This window comes from Pseudomonas sp. P110(2024) (assembly GCF_057480795.1).
Genome location: NZ_JBLIYT010000003.1, coordinates 285,261 through 308,434, shown reverse-complemented (window position 1 = coordinate 308,434; position 23,174 = coordinate 285,261). Strand labels below are relative to the sequence as shown.

Here is a 23,174-nt window from a genome sequence, read left to right as displayed (position 1 = left end):
CGCCATGACCGATCAGCCTAACGTTGCATCCCCGCAGGCCCGAGAGCTCGATGCCGAAGCGGTGGTCGCCTACCTGCGCGCCCACCCGACCTTCTTCGCCGAGCACGACGAGCTGCTGCTCGAACAGCGCATCCCCCATCAGCGCGGCGACAGCGTGTCGCTGGTGGAGCGCCAGCTCAAGCTGCTGCGCGACCGCAACATCGAGATGCGCCATCGCCTGTCGCAGTTGATGGACGTGGCCCGTGACAACGACCGGCTGTTCGACAAGACCCGCCGGCTGATCCTCGACCTGCTCGACGCCGGTACCCTCGAAGAGGTGGTGATGGCGGTCGAGGACAGCCTGCGCCAGGAATTCCAGGTGCCCTTCGTCAGCCTGATCCTGTTCGGCGAGAACGCCGCGCCCGTGGGCCGCTGGGTCTCCGGGGCCGAGGCGCAGCAGGCCATCGGCGGGCTGATCGGCGGCGGCAAGACCATCAGCGGCAGCCTGCGCGAGCATGAACTGGCCTTCCTGTTCGGCGATGCCCAGCACAAGGAAGTCGGTTCCAGCGCCGTGGCCACCCTTGAGTACCAGGGCCTGCACGGCGTGCTGGCGATCGGCAGCCGCGACCCGCAGCACTACAAGAGCAGCGTCGGCACCCTGTTCCTCAGCTACATCGCCGAAGTGCTTGGCCGCGTGGTGCCGCGCTTCACCCAGACGCTGCGCTCGGTACGCTGATGGAACGCCAGCTGGAGGCTTATTGCGCTCACCTGCGCAACGAGCGCCAGGTGTCCGAGCACACCCTGCTGGCCTACCGCCGCGACCTCGAGAAAGTCATCGAATTCTGCAACACCCAGGGCATCGCCGGCTGGAGCGCCCTGCAGGTCCAGCAGTTGCGCCAGCTGGTCGCCCGTCAGCACCATCACGGCCAGTCCTCGCGCAGCCTGGCGCGCTTGCTCTCGGCGGTGCGCGGCCTGTACCGCTACCTCAACCGCGAAGGCCATTGCCAGCACGACCCGGCCAACGGCCTGGCGCCGCCCAAGGGTGAACGGCGCCTGCCCAAGGTGCTGGACACCGACCGTGCCCTGCAACTGCTCGATGGCGGCGTCGACGACGAGTTCATTGCCCGTCGCGACCAGGCGATCCTCGAACTGTTCTACTCGTCCGGCCTGCGCCTGTCGGAGCTGACCGGGCTCGACCTCGAACACCTGGACCTGGCCGCCGGGCTGGTACAGGTGCACGGCAAGGGCGGCAAGAGCCGCGTGCTGCCGGTCGGCCGCAAGGCCCGCGAGGCGATGCAGGCGTGGCTCAAGCTGCGCGGCATCGCCGGCCCGCGGGACGGCGCGGTGTTCCTCAGTCGCCAGGGCAAGCGCCTCGGCCCCCGCGCCATCCAGCTGCGGGTCAAGGCCGCCGGCGAGCGCGAGCTCGGCCAGCACCTGCACCCGCACATGCTTCGCCATTCCTTCGCCAGCCACCTGCTGGAATCGTCCCAGGACCTGCGCGCGGTGCAGGAGATGCTCGGCCACGCCGACATCAGCACCACGCAGATCTACACCCACCTGGACTTCCAGCACCTGGCCGCGGTGTACGACAGCGCCCACCCTCGGGCCAAACGCAGCAAGGACACGGACTCATGAGCATCAAGCTGATCACCTTCGACCTGGACGACACCCTCTGGGACACCGCGCCGGTCATCGCCAGCGCCGAAGTCGTCCTGCGCGACTGGCTCGAAGCCAACGCGCCGATCCTCGGCGGCGTGCCGGTCGAGCACCTGTTCGCCATCCGCGAGCGCCTGGTGCAGGCCGAACCGGGTCTCAAACACCGCATCAGCGCCCTGCGCCGACGGGTGCTGTTCCACGCCCTGGAAGAGGTCGGCTACAGCGAGCAGCACGCCCAGGAGCTGGCCAACGAGGGCTTCGAGGTGTTCCTGCATGCCCGGCACCAGGTCGAGGTGTTCCCCGAGGTGCAGCCGGTTCTGGAGATCCTGCGCCATCACTACACCCTCGGCGTGGTCACCAACGGCAATGCCGACGTGCGCAGGCTCGGCCTGGCGGACTACTTCCGCTTCGCGCTGTGCGCGGAGGACCTAGGGATAGGCAAGCCGGACCCGGCACCGTTCCTCGAAGCGCTGAAGCGCGGTGAGGTGGACGCAGGGGCGGCGGTGCACGTCGGCGACCATCCGGGTGACGACATCGCCGGCGCCCAGCGCGCCGGGCTGCGGGCGGTATGGTTCAACCCGCAGCACAAGCCCTGGAGCGGCGAACAGGCGCCGGATGCGGAGATTCAGCGGCTGTCGCAGTTGCCCGACGTGCTGTCGCGCTGGCGCTGACTGGCTTCATATTCCCCATCCCACATCTTCAGGCAATGCTCCTACAGAGACCGTGCCAACCTGACAGGCACAAAAAAGCCCGCAGCGACGGCGGGCTTTTTTGCGTTCAGCCACTCAGATAGGGCGGCTGCCGTACTTGTTGTCCGGCTTCTTGGGCGGATCGGCGACCACGTTGGCCTCCACTTCCTGCACCTTGCCACCGCGCGACAGGAACTCTTCCATCGCCTTGGCCAGCGCATCGCGCTCTTTCTGCTTGGCTTCCATGCTCGGCATCTCGTCTACCGAGACCGCCGCCTTGGACTTGCCCTTGGCCGCAGGAGCCGGGCTGCTGTCATCGTCGCCGGCGTCTTCCGCGCCGTCGTCAGCGGCCGCTTCAAGGCCGTCATCAGCCTCGTCTTCGTCGCCTACTTCGAGGTCATCATTTTCCAGATCGTCGTCGCTCATGTTCTACCTCATGACTTGCGAAAAGCAGGTTAGTTATAGACCGGTGCAGCCGTAGACCGGCAGCCACCAGTGAAAATTCAACTGGCCGTGGATTGGCCACTGCCCTGGGTGTCCACCCCCTCATGGGGGGCCCGGCACCCTGCAGGCCCTGCTCCTGGCAAGGCCTGACAAAATTGTTTGAGCCCTTGCTGGCCACAGGCTATTGGCAAGCCTAGCAAAGGGTAGCGAAGTGTGTGGACTACTCGTCCAGCTTCCTTCGGCGCGCATTCTAGCGCGCTCGCAGAAAAAGCAAAGCACCAGAAACACCCGATGGCTTGTAAGTTTTAACCCCGGGTCGCGATCAGCGCAGGGAAACCGTTTGCCCCAGGCCAAACGGTAAATTACAGGCAAAAAAATGCCCGGCGAACCGGGCAAGTTTTCCAGCATCGCGGTTACAGGTTGTAGCCGCGCTCGTTGTGTTGAGCCAGGTCGAGGCCGACCGACTCTTCTTCTTCGCTGACCCGCAGGCCCATCACCAGGTCGAGGACCTTGAGGATCACGTAGGTGACGATGGCGGTGTAGACCACGGTGAAGATCACGCCCTTGGCCTGGATCCAGAACTGCGCGGCGATGTCGGTGACCGCGCCGAAGCCGCCCAGGGCAGGTGCCGCGAACACGCCGGTGAGCAGTGCACCGATGATGCCGCCGATGCCGTGCACGCCGAAGGCGTCCAGGGAGTCGTCATAGCCCAGCTTGCGCTTGAGGCTGGTGGCGCAGAAGTAGCAGACCACGCCGGACACCAGGCCGATCACCAGGGCGCCCATCGGCCCGACAGTGCCGGCGGCCGGGGTGATGGCGACCAGGCCGGCGACCACGCCCGAGGCAATGCCCAGTGCGCTTGGCTTGCCGTGGAAGATCCACTCGGCGAACATCCAGCCCAGGGCGGCGGCGGCGGTGGCGATCTGGGTCACCAGCATGGCCATGCCGGCGGTACCGTTGGCCGCGGCGGCGGAACCTGCGTTGAAGCCGAACCAGCCGATCCACAGCATGGCCGCGCCCATCAGGGTGTAGCCCAGGTTGTGGGGGGCCATCGGCGTGGTCGGGTAGCCCTTGCGCTTGCCCAGTACCAGGCAGCAGACCAGGCCGGCGATACCGGCGTTGATGTGCACCACGGTGCCGCCGGCGAAGTCCAGCACGCCCCAGTCCCACATCAGCGCGCCGTCACCGCTCCAGACCATGTGCGCGATCGGCGCATAGACCAGGGTGAACCACACGCCCATGAAGATCAGCATTGCCGAGAACTTCATGCGCTCGGCGAAGGCACCGACGATCAGCGCCGGGGTGATGATGGCGAAGGTCATCTGGAAGGTGATGAACACCGCCTCGGGGAACAGCGCGGTGGCCGAGGTCAGGCCCGACGGCGTGACGCCGTTGAGGAAGGCCTTGGAGAAGCCACCGATGAAGGAATTGAAGTTGAGCACGCCCTTTTCCATACCAGCGGTATCGAAAGCCAGGCTGTAGCCGTAGATGACCCACAGGATGCTGATCAACCCAGTGATGGCGAAACACTGCATCATCACCGACAGCACGTTCTTCGAGCGCACCATGCCGCCGTAGAACAGGGCCAGGCCCGGGATGGTCATGAACAGGACCAGTGCCGTCGAGGTGAGCATCCAGGCGGTGTCGCCGGAGTTCAGCACGGGGGCGGCAGTTTCCTCGGCCAGGGCCAGCCCTGGCATTACGAGGGACAATAGGGCTCCTAGCCCTGCGATCTTGCGCAGAGTCATGTTGTTTTCTCCTGGGGCGTTGGGTTTGGTGAGGCTTGGTTTGGCGCTTAGATCGCGTCGGTATCGGTCTCGCCGGTACGGATGCGGATCGCCTGCTCCAGATTGACCACGAAGATCTTGCCGTCGCCGATCTTGCCGGTGTTGGCCGCCTTGGTGATGGCTTCGATCACCCGATCGAGGTCCTTGTCGTCGATGGCGACATCGATCTTCACCTTGGGCAGGAAATCGACCACATATTCAGCGCCGCGATACAGCTCGGTGTGACCCTTCTGCCGGCCGAAGCCTTTGACTTCGGTCACGGTGATGCCCTGCACGCCGATTTCCGACAGCGACTCGCGCACGTCGTCCAGCTTGAACGGCTTGATGATGGCAGTGACTAGCTTCATGAAACTCTCTCCCGATTTGGTGGACTTGCCCCAGGAAAACAAACCCGTCTCAAGTCTAAGCGCAGCGCCTGGCTTTGTAACGCGTCGTCGGCTCCATCCTCCCCGCCGACGCACGATCCGGCTGTGACGAAGAACCTTCCGGCTCCGCCTGCGCACTGCCTGGTCACAAGGGACTGCATCAGTGCATGGCTCGCTCAGGTCTTTGCAGAAACCTTGCCAGTTAGCGTAAGTCACGGGAAAACAGGTAGTTGCGTGAACCGGCAGGGATTGGCCAATCGCCAGCAAGGAAAAAGCGCACAAAATCGGTGCGCGACCTTTGGCCGCCCTGCGCGAAAAGCGTGCAGCGCAAGTGGCTCGGAGCCCCGTGCTACACTGCTGCCCTTTCAGTGATCAGCGGATACCAGACATGCTCGCGCCCAAAGCCTTCCTCGATGCCCTGAGCGACCAGGCCTCGCGCCTGTTCAGCGGTGACACCGCCGCGCCCCGCGCCGAACTGGAAAGCCAGTTCAAGGTGCTGATGCAGGGTGCCTTCAGCAAGCTCGACCTGGTCAGCCGCGAGGAGTTCGACAGCCAGATGGTGGTGCTGGCCCGCACCCGCGCCCGCCTGGAGGCCCTGGAAAAGCAGGTTGCCGAGCTGGAAGCACGGATGGCGCCGCCCGCCGCAGACTAACAATCGATACAGGGAGTGTTAGCCATGAAAGTCAGTGCCCGGAATGTCTTTGAAGGTTCGGTCAGCGACATCAAGCCAGGCGCGGTGAATGCCGAGGTCGAACTGACCCTGGGCGGCGGCGAGAAGCTGGTCGCGGTGGTCACCATGGCCAGCCTGCACAACCTCAACATCAACGTCGGCAAGCAGGCCGTGGCGCTGGTCAAGGCCTCGCACATCATCCTGGGCGCCAAGCCTTGATCGAATGCCCGCTTCTGCCTTGACCAGGCAGGAGCGGGCTTGCCCTGCGATAACACTTGCGCAGAGGTATTGCATTAATTCCCCGCCCAGCAGATGAAACATATTTAAGTTACGCCTTCCCGGTTGACTTCCCCGCTATGCTTTGCATAAAGTTCACCCGCCCCGAAAAGCGGGCCTTTATTTCAACTCACGAAGAATTCAATGGACACAGTATCTAGTCGCTGTCTGGCAGCCTTTGGCCGCCAGGCACTTGAACCGGAACTCCGGGCCCGCCCCTAGGTCGGGCAAGCCGCGCCAGAGCCTGTTGCTCCGCCGTAGCTTGCCGCCCCGGGTGCCCGCCCGGTCGGAGGCAAGCTCATGAACCTCGATATCGCCACCCCTCGCCTACGCACCTGTGCGCACAAGGCCCCGCACCGTCCTGTCCTCGGCTGGGGCTTGTCCTCGTCCCTGGAGCCGCCCAGTCGATAGCGCGCCCGTTACTGCCTTTAGTGACGCGCGCGATGCTGTCCGTTCGCTGAACTGACGCCATATAAATCGTCAGAAACGTCCGAACTTTAAATAATTAAAGTTTGTTGGCGTTCTATTGCCCGCCATTTAGCAAAGGAATTAACCGACCATGGAATCAGCCAGTCGAAAGTTCGCTGCCGATCTAATTTCCGGCATTCGCCAGCGAACACGTAAACGTCGGAAAAACCACGTTTTTCATTGTTTGAATCATTGCGACACGGGACACGTTCACTCACCTTCCCTACCGTGAGTCGACTGTGTGTCGTGCCGCCTCCTGCGGCAGGAGCACAGCCAAATGACCGTAAAAGACCGCAACACCCGCAGCAAAGCCGGCGACGATGCCCGCCTGTCGATGCGCGCCGCCCGCGAGGCACGCAACGGCCTGGCCGTGACCCTGGCCAACCTCGACGCCAGCGAGCTGGGCCTGACCGAGCACGAAGCCGCCAAGCGCCTGCAGCGCGACGGCGCCAACCAGGTTGCCCATGACAAGCCGCAACCGGCCCTGGTGCAACTGCTCAAGGCCCTGCACAACCCCTTCATCTACGTGCTGCTCACCCTCGCCGGCATCAGCTTCGTCACCGACTACTGGCTGCCGGTACGCGCAGGCGACCTGGAAGAAGCGGACCTGACCAAGGTCATCATCATCATGACCATGGTCAGCCTCAGCAGCCTGCTGCGCTTCTGGCAGGAGTACCGCTCGGGCAAGGCCGCCGATGCGCTCAAGGCCATGGTCCGCACCACCGCCACCGTGCTGCGCCGCGAGCGCCACGACCAGCCGGCGCGCCTGCGCGAAGTGCCGATGAACGAACTGGTGGCCGGCGATATCGTGCAACTGGCCGCCGGCGACATGATCCCCGCCGATATCCGCCTGATCGAGTCCCGCGACCTGTTCATCAGCCAGGCCGTGCTGACTGGCGAAGCGCTGCCGGTGGAGAAGTACGACACCCTCGGTCACGTCGCGCAGAAGTCCGCAGCCGACAACGCCAACGATGAAAGCGGCCTGCTGGATCTGCCCAACATCGGCTTCATGGGCACCAACGTGGTCAGCGGCCGCGCCCGCGCCGTGGTGGTGGCCACCGGCAAGCGCACCTACTTCGGTTCGCTGGCCAAGGCCATCGTCGGCTCGCGCAGCCAGACCGCCTTCGACCGCGGGGTGAACAGCGTCAGCCGCCTGTTGATCCGCTTCATGCTGGTGATGGTGCCAGTGGTGTTCATGCTCAACGGCGTGGTCAAGGGCGACTGGAGCGACGCCTTCCTGTTCGCCCTGGCCGTGGCCGTGGGCCTGACCCCGGAAATGCTGCCGATGATCGTCAGCGCCAACCTGGCCAAGGGCGCCGTGGCCATGGCCCGGCGCAAGGTGGTGGTCAAGCGCCTGAACGCCATCCAGAACTTCGGTTCGATGGACGTGCTGTGCACCGACAAGACCGGCACCCTGACCCAGGACCGCATCATCCTCGAGCACCACGTCGACCCCAGCGGCCACAAGGACCCGCGCCTGCTGGAACTGGCCTGGCTCAACAGCCACCACCAGAGCGGCGTGAAGAACCTGATGGACCAGGCCGTGCTGCGTTTTGCCGGCGCAGACCAAGGCTTCCAGCCACCCTATGCCTACGCCAAGGTCGACGAGCTACCCTTCGACTTCATCCGCCGGCGCCTGTCGGTTATCGTCCAGGATGCCCTGGGCGATCATTTGCTGGTGAGCAAGGGCGCCGTCGAGGAAATGCTGGCCATCGCCACCCATGTCGAGGAAGGCGGCCAGCGGGTCGCCCTGGATGCCGGGCGGCGCCAGCAGTTGCTGGCCACCGCCAGCGCCTACTACCAAGACGGTTTTCGCGTGCTGCTGGTCGGCACCCGCGACATTCCGGCCGCCGCCGGCAAGCCCCAGTACCACACCGATGACGAGCGCGAGCTGGTGATCCGCGGCTTCCTGACCTTCCTCGATCCGCCCAAGGAAACCGCCGGCCCGGCCATCGCTGCCCTGCGCGAGATGGGGGTGAAGGTCAAGGTGCTGACCGGCGACAACCCGGTGGTCACCTGCAAGGTCTGCCGCGAAGTGGGCCTGGAACCCGGCCAGCCGCTGCTCGGCCAGGACATCGAGCGCCTGGACGACACCCAGCTCAAGGCGCTGGTCGAAGAGCGCACGGTGTTCGCCAAGCTCACTCCGTTGCAGAAATCGCGGGTGCTCAAGGCGCTGCAGGCCAACGGCCACACCGTGGGCTTCCTCGGCGACGGCATCAACGACGCCCCGGCGCTGCGCGATGCCGACGTGGGCATCTCGGTGGACAGCGGCACCGACATTGCCAAGGAGTCGGCCGACATCATCCTTCTGGAAAAGAGCCTGATGGTGCTGGAAGAAGGCGTGCTCAAGGGCCGCGAAACCTTCGGCAACATCATGAAGTACCTGTGCATGACCGCCAGCTCCAACTTCGGCAACGTGTTCTCGGTGCTGGTGGCCAGCGCGTTCATCCCGTTCATGCCGATGCTGGCGATCCACCTGCTGCTGCAGAACCTGATGTACGACTTCTCCCAGCTGTCGCTACCGTGGGATCGCATGGACAAGGAATTCCTGCGTGAGCCACGCAAGTGGGATGCCCGCAACATCGGTCGTTTCATGCTGTGGATCGGCCCCACTTCGTCGATTTTCGACATCACCACCTTTGCCCTGATGTGGTACGTGTTCGCCGCCAACAGCGTGGAAATGCAGGCGCTGTTCCAGTCCGGCTGGTTCATCGAGGGGTTGCTGTCGCAAACGCTGGTGGTGCACATGCTGCGCACCCGCAAGGTGCCGTTCTTCCAGAGCACCGCGGCGCTGCCGGTGATCCTGGCCACCGGCCTGGTCATGTGCCTGGGCATCTACATCCCGTTCTCGCCGCTGGGGGCGATGGTCGGGCTGGTGCCACTGCCGTGGGAATACTTCCCGTGGCTGGCCGCCACCCTGCTGGGCTACTGCCTGGTGGCCCAGGGCATGAAGACCCTGTACATCCGCCGCTTCGGCCAGTGGTTCTGAGGGGGTGAGCATGCGCGTACTGATCTGCGCGGGGCGCAACTACGCCGACAGCCAACGCTGCCGCCAGGCGCTGGACGCCCTCCAGCGCCAGCAACCGATCCGGGTGCTGATCCACGGCGGCAGCCAGCACCTGGGTGGCGAGATCGAAGGCTGGGCCCGCGAACAGGGCGCCGACATCGTGCGCTACCCGCCCAACTGGCAGCTGCACGGCAAGCTGGCCGAGCGTCTGCGCAACGTCTTCATGCTGCGCGACAGCCGGCCCGACCTGGTGCTGGCGCTGCCAGGCGGCGACGATACCGAGGAGCTGCTGGCACGGGCGCGAGGTTCGGGGATTCCAGTGATCTGCGGCAGGCAGCCTCGGGCGGCAGGCGCCCACAGTACTGAGTGCCAGGCCGGACAAAACTCGACGCACTCTTCTCGTCCACCTGCCCAGGAGCACCACTAAGCTTTGCCAGGCCGCAGGCTGCGGCTTTCACGCGAACCTGGAGTGCCAACCCCAACCGAAACTCCCGTCGCGCAACCCGGCGGGAGGCCTCCAGTGTTCAAGATCCAGACCACCGAACAATTCCGGGCCGACTTTCGGTTGCAACTAAGCAGGGGCCCAGACCTTGCCGCCTTCAAGGATGTTGTCCGCCACCTGGAAAAGCAGCTCCCGCTGCCGCCCAGGCATTGTGATGGTCAGCTGGTAGGGGCGCCCGGTCGCTGGTGCTGCCTCGTCAGTTACGACTGGTGGTTAATCTACCAATGCGACATCAGAGCCGGCGCCATCACCTTGGAACAGACCGGCCCACACGGCTACCTGTTCGAATAGACCCTTGGCTCAAATACCCAGGTCCTTGAACAACGTCTCGGCGTTGTCATGCGTCTGTACGGTACGCTCACGGTCTTGGGCTTCCATTACCTGGCGGGCTCGCTCGTTTAGCGACAAAGCCTTCACTTCGAACGGCAGCGTTTTGGTCTGTACGACCTGGACCAGCATCATGCGGATGGCCTGGGAAACGGTGATGCCCATTTCCTCCAGGATTCTTGTCGCATTGGTCTTCAGTTCGCTATCGATGCGCGTGCGAACGACTTCGGTATGGGCCATGAGATCCCCCTTAAAGCACTTTGTAGCTACATTGTGATCACATTCTAGACCTTAGCCTCGCCCTGTCCAGATACAACAGTCAGAAAGGCGGGCTGACCGGAAAAACCTCGACGCACTCTTCTCGTCCACCTGCCCAAGCGCACCACTAAGCTTTGCCAAGCCGCAGGACGCGGCCATCACCTGCAAACACGGAGTGCCCATGTCCCTCGCCCTCGTCCACAGCCGCGCCCAGGTGGGCGTGCAGGCCCCCGCCGTCAGCGTCGAAACCCACCTGGCCAATGGCCTGCCCACGCTTACCCTGGTCGGCCTGCCGGAAACCACGGTCAAGGAGAGCAAGGACCGGGTCCGCAGCGCCATCGTCAACTCGGGCCTGGACTATCCGGCCCGGCGCATCACCCAGAGCCTCGCCCCCGCCGACCTGCCCAAGGACGGAGGCCGCTACGACCTGGCCATCGCCCTGGGCATCCTTGCCGCCAATGGTCAGGTACCGGTGGCCACCCTCGACGATATCGAATGCCTGGGTGAGCTGGCCCTGTCGGGCGCCTTGCGCCCGGTGCAAGGCGTGCTGCCCGCCGCATTGGCGGCCCGGGATGCGGGTCGGGCACTGGTGGTGCCACGGGAGAATGCCGAGGAAGCCAGCCTGGCCAGCGGCCTGGTGGTGTATGCGATGGGACACCTGCGCGAGCTGGTGGCCCACCTGAACGGCCAACCCGCGCTGTCTCCCTACGCGGCCAATGGCCTGCTGCTGGAGCAACGCCCCTATCCGGACCTCAGCGAAGTCCAGGGCCAGATCGCGGCCAAGCGCGCCCTGCTGGTCGCCGCGGCCGGTGCGCACAACCTGTTGTTCACAGGTCCCCCGGGCACTGGCAAGACCTTGCTTGCCAGTCGTCTGCCCGGGCTGCTGCCGCCGCTGGACGAGCGCGAGGCACTGGAGGTGGCGGCGATCCGCTCGGTCAGCGGCCACGCACCGCTCGATAGCTGGCCACAGCGGCCGTTCCGCCATCCGCACCATTCGGCCTCAGGTCCGGCGCTGGTCGGCGGCGGCAGCCGGCCGCAACCCGGCGAGATCACCCTGGCGCACCATGGCGTGCTGTTTCTCGACGAACTGCCCGAGTTCGAACGGCGGGTGCTGGAGGTGCTGCGCGAACCGCTGGAGTCCGGCGAGATCGTGGTGGCCCGGGCCAAGGACCGGGTGCGCTTCCCGGCGCGCTTCCAGCTGGTAGCGGCCATGAACCCCTGCCCCTGCGGTTACCTGGGCGACCCCACCGGCCGCTGCCGGTGCAGCAGCGAACAAGTTCAGCGCTACCGCAACAAGCTGTCCGGCCCACTGCTCGACCGTATCGACCTGCACCTGACGGTAGCCCGGGAAAGTACCGTGCTGACCCACCAGCCCAGTGGCGAGACCAGCGCCAGCGTTGGCCAGAGAGTGGCCGAGGCACGGGCGCTGCAGCAGCGCCGGCAGGGCTGCGCCAACGCCTTCCTCGACCTCAAGGGGCTGCGTCGGCATTGCCCGCTGGAGCCGGTTGACCAGGCCTGGCTGGAGCAGGCCTGCGAACGGCTGACACTGTCGTTGCGGGCGGCGCACCGGCTGCTGAAGGTCGCCCGCACGCTGGCGGACCTGGAGGGCGCGCAATCCATCGCCAGGGCGCACCTGGCGGAAGCGTTGCAGTACCGACCCGGCACTTGATGCTGCCCCCTGAGAAAGCGGCCTTGCCGAGGCGTAGGGCCGGTCGGAAAAGGGCGCGCAGCGGCCTCAGATTCCGAGCCACCATCGAAATTGCTGGGGCTGCTGCGCAGCCCTTTCGCGACGCAAGGCCGCTCCCACAGGGGGACAAGTTCCCTGCGCGACAGCGCAGCCCGAAGGGCTGGGCGATCTCCTCCAGGAATTAGCCAAGACGCACTCAATCAGCGTCATAGCGGAAATATATTTTGTACGCTAAATATTTGCGCGCAATATTCACTTCAAGCAGCAAGCAGTCGCCCCCACTCAGCGGAACCCGGAGAACGATCATGACCCTACGCAAAGCCTTCGCCCTTACCGTTACCACCCTGGCCCTCGGCACCAGCGCCGGCAGCTTCGCCAGCGAAGCCACCCCGTACCACTACGGCATGGATCTGGACATCGCCAAGGTCATCAGCATCGATGCACCCACCAGCGCCCAGGGCCAGGCCAGCACCGCCACCCTGACCTACCGCGACAGCAGCGGCCAGTTGCGCGCCGTGAGCTACGTGCAACCCACCGTCCTCGCCAACCAGAACTGAGCCACGGCTCGACCCCTGAAGGAGCTAGAACATGAAACTGTCCCACACCCTGACCGCCGGCCTGCTGGCCCTCGCCGTGAACAGCGCCTTCGCCGCCGGCAGCCCTGGCGTCGAGCACACCACCCAGGGCTTCCTCGAGGCCCTGGCCACAGGTGGCGGCAAGCCGCTTGAAACCCTCGCGCCCAAGGATGCCCGTGCGGTGCTGAGCGGTGCCCAGGCCGGGGTGAAGGTCGACCTGTCGGGGATCCGCGTCGAACGCCGGACCATCCAGGCCGATGGCCAGCCGCTGGAGATCCGTGTGGTGCGGCCCGAAGGCGCCAAGGGCGAGTTGCCGGTGTTCATGTTCTTCCACGGCGGCGGCTGGGTGCTGGGCGACTACCCCACCCACGAACGCCTGATCCGTGACCTGGTGGTGGGCTCCGGTGCCGCGGCGGTCTACGTCGACTACACGCCCTCACCGGAAGCCAGGTTCCCCACCGCGATCAACCAGGCCTATGCCGCCACCCGCTGGGTCGCCGAGCACGGCAAGGAGATCGGCGTGGACGGCAGCCGCCTGGCGGTGGCCGGCAACAGCGTCGGCGGCAACATGGCCGCAGTGGTGGCGATCAAGGCCAAGGAGGCCGGCACGCCCAAGCTGCGCTTCCAGGCCCTGCTGTGGCCGGTGACCGACGCCAACTTCAACAACGCGTCGTATAACCAGTTCGCCGAAGGCCACTTCCTGACCCGCAACATGATGCAGTGGTTCTGGAACAACTACACCACCGACCCGCGCCAGCGCGACGATATCCACGCCTCGCCGCTGCGCGCCAGCCTCGAGCAGCTGAAAGGCCTGCCGCCGGCCCTGGTGCAGACCGCCGAGATGGACGTGCTGCGCGACGAAGGCGAAGCCTATGCCCGTAAGCTGGACGCCGCCGGGGTACCGGTGACCGCCGTGCGCTACAACGGCCTGATCCATGACTACGGCCTGCTCAATGTGCTGAGCACCGTGCCCAGTGTGCGCAGTGCCATGGACCAGGCGGCGCAGGCGCTGAAAGACCATCTGCAGTAAGCAGTTGATCGCGGGGCAAGCCCGCTCCCACGAAGGTCAGTTACCTTGCGTGCGAGCGGGCTTGCCCCGCGATTGACTCAGCAAAGGTCCTACTTTCAGAACGCTGCTTCCTGTAACCCCAGGATTGTCCTGTTTCGCTCCCCGCCCGAAAATGCCCGCCTCTTTCATCGATGACATAAGCTGTTGCATCAAACGCTGCCGCACGCAGTTCAAGGAGTCCGAGCAATGCCACACGAAGGCAGCCTTCTACAAACCGCCGTCATCTTCCTCCTCGCCGCCGTGGTCGCCGTGCCCCTGGCCAAGCGCCTGCAACTGGGCGCCGTGCTCGGCTACCTGCTGGCCGGCGTGGCCATCGGCCCGCAGGCCCTGGGGCTGATCCGCGACACCGAGAGCGTCGCGCACATCTCCGAGCTGGGCGTGGTGTTGCTGCTGTTCATCATTGGCCTGGAGCTGTCGCCCCGGCGCCTGTGGCTGATGCGCAAGTCGGTGTTCGGCGTCGGCACCGCGCAGGTGGTGCTGACCGGCGCGGCACTCGGCGCCATCGCCCTGTTCGGCTTCAGCCAAAGCCTGCCGGCGGCCATCGTGCTCGGCCTGGGCCTGGCGCTGTCGTCCACCGCCCTGGGCCTGCAGAGCCTGGCCGAGAGCAAGCAGCTCAACGCGCCCCACGGCCGCCTGGCCTTCGCCATCCTGCTGTTCCAGGACATCGCCGCAATCCCGCTGATCGCCCTGGTGCCGCTGCTGGCCGCCAGCGGCCCGGACACCAGCCACGGCGACAGCTTCGAACATGGCCTGAAAGTATTCGCCAGCATCGCCATCGTTATCGTCGGCGGCCGCTACCTTTTGCGCCCGCTGTTTCGCACCGTTGCCCGCACCGGCTTGCCGGAGGTGTCCACCGCCACCGCACTGCTGGTGGTGATCGGCACTGCCTGGCTGATGGAGGAAGCCGGTATTTCCATGGCCCTGGGCGCCTTCCTCGCCGGTCTGTTGCTGGCCGACTCCGAGTACCGCCACGAGTTGGAATCGCAGATCGAGCCGTTCAAGGGCCTGCTGCTGGGGCTGTTCTTCATCAGCGTCGGCATGGGCGCCAACCTGCGCCTGCTGCTGGAAATGCCGCTGGTGCTGCTGGGCATGACCGTGCTGTTGATCGCGGTGAAACTGCTGCTGCTGATCGGCGTCGGCCGCATCGCCGGGGGCCTCAACAGCGCCAGCGCCCTGCGCCTGGGCATGGTGCTGGCGGCCGGTGGCGAATTTGCCTTCGTGGTGTTCAAGCTGGGCAAGGACCAGGGCCTGTTCGACACCCTGACCTACGACCTGCTGCTGATGACCATCACCCTGTCGATGGCCCTCACCCCGCTGCTGATGATCGGCTGCGCCCGCGCCCTCAAGCGTCCGCAACCCGCCCGGGAAGTACCTGAGCAATACAAGCAGATCGACGCCGGCACGCCACGGGTGGTGATCGTCGGCATGGGCCGCATGGGCCAGATCGTGGCGCGCATCCTGCGGGCGCAGAAGATCCCCTTCGTCGCCCTGGAAACCTCGGTGGACACCATCGAGCTGACCCGCATGTTCGAGCAGGTTCCGGTGTTCTACGGCGATCCGTCGCGTACCGAGGTGCTACATGCGGCAAAGGTCGACGAAGCCGAGTACGTGATCATCACCATCGACGACCCCGAGGCCGCGACCCGCACCGCGGAGCGGGTCAAGCGCCTGTACCCGCACCTGAAGGTGATCGCCCGGGCGCGCAACCGTCAGCATGTGCACAAGCTGGTGGACGTGGGCGCCGAGCCGATTCGCGAGACCTTCCATTCCAGCCTGGAAATGAGCCGGCGGGCGCTGGTCGGGCTGGGGCTGACCGAGGCCCAGGCGGCGGATCGCATCGCCCGCTTCACCGAGCATGACGAGCAGGTGCTGGAGGCCCAGGGCCATGTGCGCGACGACCGGGCCAAGGTGATGCAGACGGCCAAGGAAGCGCGGGTGGAGCTGGAGCGGTTGTTTGCGTCGGATGAGGATTGACGCTCAGCCGAACGCCAGGCGCTCGATGGGTGGATGCTCGCGGTGCGCGGCCTGCCACAGGTCGTAAGCCGCCTGCTCGGCCAGATACTGCCGGGCACTGCCAAGACCGGCCAGTTCGAGGCGATAGGCCAGGTCGGCTGAAATGGCTGCATGGCCGTTGAGCACTGTGGATAACTGACCACGTGAATAGCCAAGGTGGCGGGCCAGGGAAGAGACGTTCATGCCGATGGCGGGCAGTACGTCTTCGCGCAGGGCTTCGCCGGGGTGGGGTGGGGTGGGTTGTGCATAGTTGTCACTTCGTCTTGAAATCTTGGGGCTGCTACGCAGCCCTTTCGCGACACAAGGCCGCTCCCACAGCGATCGCGCCAGATTGAGGGACCTGAGCCAGACAGTTGCTCCTACAGGAGATCGCGATCTCTGTGGGAGCGGCCTTGTGTCGCGAAAGGGCCGCAAAGCGGCCCCCAGTTCAAACAGAGCAGATCGAGGTCTCACCCTACGCTGATGATCCAGCCGCCAACGGGTTTCCTACGCCAGTTCTCGCCACTGGATAGCAACTGGTTTCGCGCTCGCCTGAAACCATACAACAGCGGCAGTGCAGATCAACCGAGAAGCTTCCGACAAGCTCGAAGGAACGTGTTCAAAAACGCTCGAATCTGCTGAGTTCAGCCATGTCCTACGTGATCTGAAAACCTTTCCTACTGAGCAGCCTACAGCCCAAGAAATACCCTACAAAGTCTGTCGATACCCTTCTGATTGTCCGGGGAAATCATGCCCTCTAGGCTGACCGGGTCGCTGTCGCTTCAGCGATCGGACGTGGAAATCCGGTTAGGGTTATTGCCTTCAATGGCAGTTGTGCGCGGGAGGCCTTCTGGCCTGCCGGGTTGACCTCTAACCGGTTTCCACCCCGCGTACGACTGCCACCCTCTGCGTGGAAACGGACGGTTGCGGTTCAACCCTTAGAGGATCACTGCAATGAAAAAAATCGTCCCCGACCCACCCCTCCCCGACACCCGCCACCACCCCTTCGGCAAATGCGACGCCGGCCACCCACCGCTGTTCGCGGTCAACCCCAATATCAACGCCCACGACGCCCTGGTGCATGTCGCCGAGTACCTGCGCAGTGCCTACAACGTCGGCTACAAGGCGCTGGAGCATATGGATGAAACCGGCAGGAGCCTGTTGTGGGCCAGCCTGCATGGCATCGAGATGGCCGAAGGCCTGACGGAGGCAATGCTGGAGGGAATCGAGTCGTCCTGAGCGACATTGGCTTGAAGGGAGTTGGATGAGGGCCACCATCGCCCGGTAGACTGCGAGCCATTGTCCCCGGCGCGCTGCGGAGATCGCCCCTTGGAAGACCTCAACTCCCTCTACTACTTCACCCAGGTGGTCGAGCACGGTGGCTTCGCCCCGGCCGGACGGGCGCTGGACATGCCCAAGTCCAAACTCAGCCGGCGCATCGCCGACCTGGAGGAGCGCCTCGGCGTGCGCCTGCTGCACCGCAACAGCCGGCACTGCTCGCTGACCGAGATCGGCCAGGCCTACTACAACCGCTGCCTGGCCATGCGCGTGGAAGCCGAGGGCGCCGCCGAGATCATCGAGCGCAACCGTAGCGAGCCACGCGGGCTGGTGCGCATCAGCTGCCCGACCACCCTGCTCAACTCCTGGGTCGGGCCGATGCTGACCCGCTACATGCTCAAGTACCCGCAGGTGGAGCTGTTCATCGAAAGCACCAACCGCCGCGTCGATCTGCTGCATGAGGGCTTCGACGTGGCGCTGCGGGTGCGTTTCCCGCCGCTGGAGAACACCGATATGGTGATGAAGGTGCTGAGCAACAGCACCCAGTGCCTGGTCGGGCATCCGTCGTTTCTCGAACAGCTTGCGCAAGGCTTTGATCCGCAGCAGCTCAGCGAGCTACCCAGCGTCCATTGGGGCGGCGCCCAGCGTGATTACCAGTGGGAGCTGTTCCAGGGTGAGGACATGAGCCGCAGCCTGGTGATCCCGCACAAACCACGGATGGTCACCGACGACCTGTTCGCGCTGCGGCATTTCGTGGTGGCGGGCGTGGGGATCGCGCACCTGCCCAGGGTGGCGGTGCGCGAGGACCTGGCGGCGGGGCGGCTGGTGGAGATGCTGCCAGGCTGGCATCCGCGTTGCGGCATCGTGCATGCGATCTTCCCGTCACGGCGGGGGTTGCTGCCGTCGGTGCGGTCGTTGATCGATCATCTGGCGGAGGAGTTCGCCATCAGCGACATGGCGTAGCACGCCATCGCGGGGCCAGCCCGCTCCCACGAAGCCCTGTAGTCTCGGTGGGAGCGGGCTTGCCCCGCGATCAGGCCATCAGAACGCGAAGCAGGAACAACCCAACGCACCCCAGAAGCCCTGGTAATCGCTCACCGGCACACTGGAATGCCGCGCCTTCTCATGGCTGTGGGCATGCACCCCGCACGGCCCGACACACTGGTGCAGCGCCGCCGCCATCGGCGCACCGGCGCGCCAGTGCCCCGGCACCTTGGCCACCGGCGACCACTCCGGCAATACCGGTACCTGCGCTGGGCCCAGCTTGTCGAACTCCGCGGCGCCGTACACCACCTTGCCGTCGACAACGGTCAGCACCGACTCGATGCCCTTGATCGCCTCTTCATCGACGCTGAAGAAGTCCAGCGACAGCGCCGCCAGGTCCGCCAGCTGGCCGACCTTGATCTGCCCCTTCTTGCCCTGCTCGCTGGAGAACCAGGCGCTGCCATGGGTGAACAGCTGCAGCGCGGTCTCGCGGCTCAGGCCTTGCGGATACAGTTCCAGCCCACCGACGGTCTTGCCGCTGACCATCCAGTACAGCGAAGTCCACGGGTTGTAGCTGGAGACCCGGGTAGCATCTGTCCCCGCCCCCACCGGCACGCCCATGTCGAGCATGCGCTTGATCGGCGGGGTGTGTTCGGCGGCCTTGGCGCCATAACGCTCGACGAAATACTCACCCTGGAAGGCCATGCGGTCCTGGATGGCGATGCCACCGCCCAATGCCCGGACCCGCTCGATGTTCTGCGGGGTGATGGTTTCGGCATGGTCGAAGAACCATGGCAGGCCATTGAACGGGATGTCGCGGTTGACCTTCTCGAACACATCGAGCATGCGCGAGATCGACTCGTCGTAGGTGGCGTGCAGGCGGAACGGCCAGCGCTGCTCGACCAGGTGACGCACCACCGGCTCCAGCTCCTGCTCCATGGTCTGCGGCAGGTCCGGGCGCGGCTCGAGGAAGTCCTCGAAGTCGGCGGCGGAGAACACCAGCATCTCGCCGGCACCGTTGTGGCGGAAGAAGTCGTTGCCGTCGCCGGGCTTCACCTTCTGCGTCCAGTTCTTGAAGTCAGCCAGTTCTTCCTTGGGCTTCTGGGTGAACAGGTTGTAGGCAATGCGCACGGTCAACTGGTCGTTGTTGGCCAGCTCCTGGATCACCTGGTAGTCGTCCGGGTAGTTCTGGTAGCCGCCACCGGCATCGATCGCGCTGGTCAGCCCGAGGCGGTTGAGCTCGCGCATGAACTGGCGGGTGGAGTTGACCTGGTACTCCAGCGGCAGCTTCGGCCCCTTGGCCAGGGTGGCGTAGAGAATGGTGGCGTTGGGCCGGGCGATGAGCATGCCGGTGGGATTGCCGAACTTGTCGCGCTGGATTTCGCCGCCTGGGGGATTGGGCGTGTCCTTGGTGTAGCCCACCGCCCTGAGCGCGGCGCGGTTGAGCAGCGCACGGTCGTAGAGGTGCAGCAGGAACACCGGGGTGTCCGGCGCGGCCTGGTTGATCTCTTCCAGCGTGGGCATGCGTTTCTCGGCGAACTGGAACTCGTTCCAGCCGCCGACCACGCGCACCCACTGCGGGGTCGGCGTGCGCTCGGCCTGGTCCTTGAGCATGCGCAGGGCGTCGGCCAGCGACGGCACGCCTTCCCAGCGCAGTTCGAGGTTGTAGTTCAGGCCACCGCGAATCAGGTGCAGGTGCGAGTCGTTGAGGCCGGGGATCACCGTGCGCTGCTTGAGATCGATGATCTGCGTGGCGGTCCCCTTGTGGGCCATGGCTTCGGCGTCGCTGCCCACGGCGAGGAACTTGCCGTCCTTGATGGCGACGGCGCTGGCGTTGGGTTTCTCGCGATCAACGGTGTGCAACTTGCCATTGAACAAGATGAGGTCGGCGTTCATGGGATCTCCTGAAAGGGCGGCACGGGCGGAATCGGTGAACGGCAATGCGCTCCACAGCGCGCCGGCGGCACCGAGCACGGTGCTGGTGGCGAGGAACTTGCGGCGGCTCTGGTCGGTAGGGTCCTGGCTCATGGTGCTCTCCGTCCGGGTGGGTGATCGGCAGGCGGTTGAAGGCTAGCAATGGATCACGGCGGGCGCTCAGCGGCGCAACCAGCCGGCACAGCGGCGCGTCACCCAGGGCATGATGTAGAACACCACGGGCAGGATGACGAACAGGTTGGTGACCAAGTTGCCGGTGATCTGGCCACCCAGCAGCGGATAGCGAGCAAACAGCGGCGCCAGCAGCTGGGGAATGACCAGGGTCATCGGGCAGATCACCAGGTAGGTCAGCAGGGCCTGTTTCCAGCGCGGCGGTTGCGCGGCGCCGACGCTGGGCGGGGTGAACCAGAACTCCGGGTCATCGTGCACCTGGGTCTGGTCGCCGTCTTCCAGCAGTGGCAGCACTTCACTGATCAGCGCCTGGCGCTCGGCAGAGTTGACCCAGGCCTGCAGCAGGCCGGCGTCGGCGAAGCGCACCACGGTGGTGAAGTGGCGGCCGCCGTCGTCCGGGCGGATGACATTGACGTCCAGATGACCGGGCTGTTGACGAGCGGTAGTCACGGCGCGCTTGAGCCAGGTTTCGTAGCGCGCCAGCGCCTGGGCACGGACCTTGTGCTGGATCACCAGCGTGACGACGCTGCGGTTGCCTTCGGTTGCGGTGTTCATCGCTGTCATTCCCTGGAGATGAGCTGGCCTGCATCCACTGTGCAACAGCAGACGAGCGCTGGATTGGATGGGTGTGCTGCCTTGCCTGGCACCATCGCCCTCGCGGGTGCCAGGCTGGCGGCGGCTTACTTGCCGGCGGTCAGGGCGTTGTAGCTGGTGATCAGGTTGCGGTAGTCCGGGATGTGGTTGGAGAACAGCGCCGCCAGCCCTTCGACATCGTTGCGCCAGTCGCGGTGCAGCTCACAGGCCACGCCGAACCAGGTCATCAGTTGCGCGCCGGCCTGGCTCATACGGTTGTGGGCCGCGTCGCGGGTCATTTCGTTGAAGGTGCCGGAAGCATCGGTGACCACGAACACCTCGAACTCCTCTTCCAGAGCCGCCAGCGCCGGGAAGGCCACGCACACTTCGGTCACCACGCCGGCGATAATCAGCTGTTTCTTGCCAGTGGCCTTTACTGCCTTGACGAAGTCTTCGTTGTCCCAGGCGTTGATCTGGCCTGGGCGGGCGATGTACGGGGCATCCGGGAACAGCTCTTTCAGCTCCGGCACCAGCGGGCCGTTGGGGCCTTGCTCGAAGCTGGTGGTGAGGATGGTCGGCAGGTTGAAGTACTTGGCAAGGTCGGCCAGGGCCAGCACGTTGTTCTTGAAGCGGTCCGGCTCGATGTCGCGGACCAGGGACAGCAAGCCGGCCTGGTGGTCGACCAGCAGTACGGCGGCGTCGTCTTTGTTCAGGCGGTTGTATTTGAAGTTGTTCATTGCCGGTGCTCCTTGGGTTTCGATCTTCAGTGGGGTGGGTGTTTCGCGTTGATGGGAGAAGATTAAAACCGGAACCTTTGTGGCGGTAGATAGCGAAATTTGGCTGTAGCGTTCTATTTTACGAACGATGGATAGGCGCCACGTTTTCTGGCCTTATCGCGGGCTTGCCCCGCGATTGCGATACCCGCAGACAGCCATTGCCCGCTACCCCAACCTGCTCTATTACTACCCACAGCCCTCCCCCGCACCGAGACCACCATGCTGGCGTTCATCCAGTCATACCCGCTGTTGCTCGGCACCTTGCTGATCCTGCTCGACCTGCTGCTCTGGCAGCTGATTCCGCTGCACCACCGGGCTTGGCGCATCGCCACGCGGCTGGTGTGCTTCCTGGTGTTTAGCTCGGTGCTGCTGACGGCGGGCATGAGCCCGCTGCAACCGCCGCCCTGGGCCGACGATGTGCCGCGCAACCTGATGGCCACGGTGCTGGCGATCGGCTGGTGGCTGTTCGCCGCGCGCACGGTGACGGTGGTGTTCGGCCTGCTGCTGGTGGCACGCGGCAGCCACGGCGGGCGCCTGCTGCAGGATGTGGTCGGGGCGCTGATCTTCCTGGTCGCGGCGGTGGCGGCGGCGGCCTATGTGATGCAACTGCCGGTCAAGGGCCTGCTGGCGACCTCCGGGGTGATGGCCATCGTCATCGGCCTGGCGTTGCAGAGCACCCTGGCCGACGTGTTCTCCGGCATCGTGCTGAACACCACGCGGCCCTACCAGATCGGTGACTCGATCTCGATCGACGGCACCGAGGGCAAGGTGGTCGACATCGACTGGCGCGCCACCCGCCTGATCACCGGCAACAGCAGCCTGGCGGTCATCCCCAATTCAGTGGCGGCCAAGGCCAAGATCCTCAACTTCAGCCGCCCGGCCGAGGTGCATGGGGTGTCGATCAGCGTGGTGGTGCCGGCCAAGGTGCGTCCGCAGCGGGTGTTCGATGCGCTGGAAAAGACCCTGCAGGGCACCAGCATCCTGCTCGACAAGCCGGCGCCCAAGGTCACGGTGAAAGCTTCGAGCCTGGAGTCGGTGGAGTACGAAGCCAGCGGCTTTATCGCCGAGATGTCGCGCAAGACCGAGGTGCGCAACCAGCTGTTCGACCTGGCCCACCGCCACCTGGAGGCCAGCGGCGTGACCTGGAACACCGAGCTTGGCGCCCCCGTGCGCAGTCGCCAGCGCGAACTGCTGGACGAAGTGCGGGTGTTCCGCTCACTGAGCAACGAAGAGCGCGATGCCCTGAGCCAGCGCATGACCACGGTGGAGTACCTGGCCGACCAGGTCATCCTCGGTATCGGCGAGCGCTCGGAGCATGTGCTGCTGATCAGCCGTGGCGTGGTGCTGGCCTCGGTACGCGATGGCGAGCGGTTGATCGAAGGCGGGCGCATGGGGCCTGGGGAGGTGCTGGGGCTGGAGGGGCTGGTGGACGACGAGGCCTCGCCGGTCGAGTTCCGCGCCCTGAGCGGCTGCATGCTCTATCGCATCGACAAGGAACAGGTGCGCGGTTGCCTGGCCGAGAGTGGTGATGTGAAGTCGGCGCTGACCAAGCTGCAGCGGTTCCGCCGGCAGAAGCGCGAGTCACTGCTGCTGCAGAAACCGGCGGTGGTGAAGAAAGGTGGGTTCCTGAGCTGGTTGCATAAGTGAGCCAATCGCGGGGCCAGCCCGCTCCCACGTTCCTGGTTGCCCCAAGGATTATCCAGCCT

General features: G+C 65.1%; 22 protein-coding genes and 1 pseudogene. 15 read left to right on the top strand and 8 right to left on the bottom strand.

What is annotated here, in order from left to right; translation table 11 throughout:
- Nucleotides 1-4 precede the first annotated feature (4 nt).
- The 3 genes from AC25ND_RS06555 to AC25ND_RS06545 are packed head-to-tail and all read left to right on the top strand — an operon-like array spanning nt 5 to nt 2,306.
- The gene (locus tag AC25ND_RS06555) at nt 5-715 is read left to right on the top strand and encodes a DUF484 family protein (RefSeq protein ID WP_028688619.1); all 711 of its coding nucleotides are present in this window, start codon (nt 5-7) and stop codon (nt 713-715) included.
- Nucleotides 715-1,614, top strand: a complete 900-nt coding sequence (gene xerC, locus AC25ND_RS06550; protein WP_028688620.1) for a tyrosine recombinase XerC — start codon at nt 715-717, stop codon at nt 1,612-1,614. The genes AC25ND_RS06555 and xerC overlap by 1 nt, the downstream gene beginning before the upstream one ends.
- Complete coding sequence (locus AC25ND_RS06545) at nt 1,611-2,306, top strand: HAD family hydrolase (protein WP_062359929.1); 696 nt, start codon at nt 1,611-1,613, stop codon at nt 2,304-2,306. Before xerC ends, AC25ND_RS06545 begins: the two co-directional genes overlap by 4 nt.
- 114 nt (nt 2,307-2,420) lie before the next feature.
- Here the strand turns inward: AC25ND_RS06545 and sutA are convergent, their stop codons facing one another.
- The 3 genes from sutA to glnK form a co-directional block, all read right to left on the bottom strand.
- Nucleotides 2,421-2,750, bottom strand: a complete 330-nt coding sequence (sutA, locus tag AC25ND_RS06540) for a transcriptional regulator SutA (protein WP_023632536.1) — start codon at nt 2,748-2,750, stop codon at nt 2,421-2,423.
- Between the two features lie 431 nt (nt 2,751-3,181).
- The gene (locus tag AC25ND_RS06535) at nt 3,182-4,516 is read right to left on the bottom strand and encodes an ammonium transporter (RefSeq protein ID WP_028688622.1); all 1,335 of its coding nucleotides are present in this window, start codon (nt 4,514-4,516) and stop codon (nt 3,182-3,184) included.
- A 47-nt stretch (nt 4,517-4,563) separates the two neighbouring features.
- Nucleotides 4,564-4,902 (bottom strand): P-II family nitrogen regulator, encoded by a 339-nt coding sequence (glnK, locus tag AC25ND_RS06530; protein ID WP_002555808.1) that lies wholly within the window; start codon nt 4,900-4,902, stop codon nt 4,564-4,566.
- A gap of 406 nt (nt 4,903-5,308) precedes the next feature.
- Between glnK and AC25ND_RS06525 the strand changes: the two genes are divergently transcribed.
- From AC25ND_RS06525 to AC25ND_RS06505, 5 genes and pseudogenes are all read left to right on the top strand, one after another.
- Nucleotides 5,309-5,572 carry an accessory factor UbiK family protein gene (locus AC25ND_RS06525; protein WP_028688623.1) on the top strand — a complete coding sequence of 88 codons (264 nt, stop codon included), beginning with the start codon at nt 5,309-5,311 and terminating at the stop codon, nt 5,570-5,572.
- Nucleotides 5,573-5,596: 24 nt separating this feature from the next.
- A pseudogene (locus AC25ND_RS06520) lies at nt 5,597-5,794 on the top strand (TOBE domain-containing protein); the annotation flags it as partial.
- Nucleotides 5,795-6,611: 817 nt separating this feature from the next.
- Complete coding sequence (mgtA, locus tag AC25ND_RS06515) at nt 6,612-9,323, top strand: magnesium-translocating P-type ATPase (RefSeq protein WP_486976173.1); 2,712 nt, start codon at nt 6,612-6,614, stop codon at nt 9,321-9,323.
- Nucleotides 9,324-9,333: 10 nt separating this feature from the next.
- Nucleotides 9,334-9,768: a DUF2493 domain-containing protein gene (locus AC25ND_RS06510; protein WP_236179218.1), complete on the top strand. Its 435-nt coding sequence runs from the start codon at nt 9,334-9,336 to the stop codon at nt 9,766-9,768.
- A 93-nt stretch (nt 9,769-9,861) separates the two neighbouring features.
- Nucleotides 9,862-10,134, top strand: a complete 273-nt coding sequence (locus AC25ND_RS06505; RefSeq protein WP_486976172.1) for a type II toxin-antitoxin system RelE/ParE family toxin — start codon at nt 9,862-9,864, stop codon at nt 10,132-10,134.
- A gap of 9 nt (nt 10,135-10,143) precedes the next feature.
- Here the strand turns inward: AC25ND_RS06505 and AC25ND_RS06500 are convergent, their stop codons facing one another.
- On the bottom strand, nt 10,144-10,410 hold the full coding sequence (locus AC25ND_RS06500) for a type II toxin-antitoxin system RelB/DinJ family antitoxin (RefSeq protein WP_486976171.1): 267 nt from the start codon (nt 10,408-10,410) through the stop codon (nt 10,144-10,146).
- Nucleotides 10,411-10,609: 199 nt separating this feature from the next.
- Between AC25ND_RS06500 and AC25ND_RS06495 the strand changes: the two genes are divergently transcribed.
- The 4 genes from AC25ND_RS06495 (at nt 10,610) to AC25ND_RS06480 (ending at nt 15,733) form a co-directional block, all read left to right on the top strand.
- Entirely contained in the window at nt 10,610-12,097 is a 1,488-nt protein-coding gene (locus AC25ND_RS06495) for a YifB family Mg chelatase-like AAA ATPase (protein WP_028688629.1), read from the top strand.
- A gap of 323 nt (nt 12,098-12,420) precedes the next feature.
- Nucleotides 12,421-12,672, top strand: coding sequence for a DUF2790 domain-containing protein (locus AC25ND_RS06490; protein ID WP_028688630.1), 252 nt, complete (start codon nt 12,421-12,423; stop codon nt 12,670-12,672).
- Nucleotides 12,673-12,703: 31 nt separating this feature from the next.
- The gene (locus AC25ND_RS06485; RefSeq protein ID WP_083241991.1) at nt 12,704-13,720 is read left to right on the top strand and encodes an alpha/beta hydrolase; all 1,017 of its coding nucleotides are present in this window, start codon (nt 12,704-12,706) and stop codon (nt 13,718-13,720) included.
- A 225-nt stretch (nt 13,721-13,945) separates the two neighbouring features.
- On the top strand, nt 13,946-15,733 hold the full coding sequence (locus AC25ND_RS06480; RefSeq protein ID WP_186594484.1) for a monovalent cation:proton antiporter-2 (CPA2) family protein: 1,788 nt from the start codon (nt 13,946-13,948) through the stop codon (nt 15,731-15,733).
- A gap of 3 nt (nt 15,734-15,736) precedes the next feature.
- Here the strand turns inward: AC25ND_RS06480 and AC25ND_RS06475 are convergent, their stop codons facing one another.
- Nucleotides 15,737-16,042: a HigA family addiction module antitoxin gene (locus AC25ND_RS06475; RefSeq protein ID WP_486976204.1), complete on the bottom strand. Its 306-nt coding sequence runs from the start codon at nt 16,040-16,042 to the stop codon at nt 15,737-15,739.
- Between the two features lie 663 nt (nt 16,043-16,705).
- Here AC25ND_RS06475 and AC25ND_RS06470 point away from each other — a divergent pair.
- Nucleotides 16,706-16,990 carry a DUF6124 family protein gene (locus tag AC25ND_RS06470; RefSeq protein WP_028688634.1) on the top strand — a complete coding sequence of 95 codons (285 nt, stop codon included), beginning with the start codon at nt 16,706-16,708 and terminating at the stop codon, nt 16,988-16,990.
- 90 nt (nt 16,991-17,080) lie between these two features.
- On the top strand, nt 17,081-17,992 hold the full coding sequence (locus AC25ND_RS06465) for a LysR substrate-binding domain-containing protein (RefSeq protein ID WP_182321962.1): 912 nt from the start codon (nt 17,081-17,083) through the stop codon (nt 17,990-17,992).
- 78 nt (nt 17,993-18,070) lie between these two features.
- On the opposite strand, the gene AC25ND_RS06460 is transcribed toward AC25ND_RS06465, so the two are convergent.
- From AC25ND_RS06460 to ycaC, 3 genes are all read right to left on the bottom strand, one after another.
- Nucleotides 18,071-20,041: an amidohydrolase gene (locus tag AC25ND_RS06460; protein ID WP_486976170.1), complete on the bottom strand. Its 1,971-nt coding sequence runs from the start codon at nt 20,039-20,041 to the stop codon at nt 18,071-18,073.
- A 66-nt stretch (nt 20,042-20,107) separates the two neighbouring features.
- Complete coding sequence (locus AC25ND_RS06455; protein ID WP_028688637.1) at nt 20,108-20,674, bottom strand: antibiotic biosynthesis monooxygenase; 567 nt, start codon at nt 20,672-20,674, stop codon at nt 20,108-20,110.
- Nucleotides 20,675-20,799: 125 nt separating this feature from the next.
- Nucleotides 20,800-21,429, bottom strand: coding sequence for an isochorismate family cysteine hydrolase YcaC (ycaC, locus tag AC25ND_RS06450; protein WP_028688638.1), 630 nt, complete (start codon nt 21,427-21,429; stop codon nt 20,800-20,802).
- A gap of 258 nt (nt 21,430-21,687) precedes the next feature.
- Here ycaC and AC25ND_RS06445 point away from each other — a divergent pair, with 258 nt between their 5' ends.
- Nucleotides 21,688-23,115, top strand: a complete 1,428-nt coding sequence (locus AC25ND_RS06445; protein ID WP_062359949.1) for a mechanosensitive ion channel family protein — start codon at nt 21,688-21,690, stop codon at nt 23,113-23,115.
- Nucleotides 23,116-23,174 lie beyond the last annotated feature (59 nt).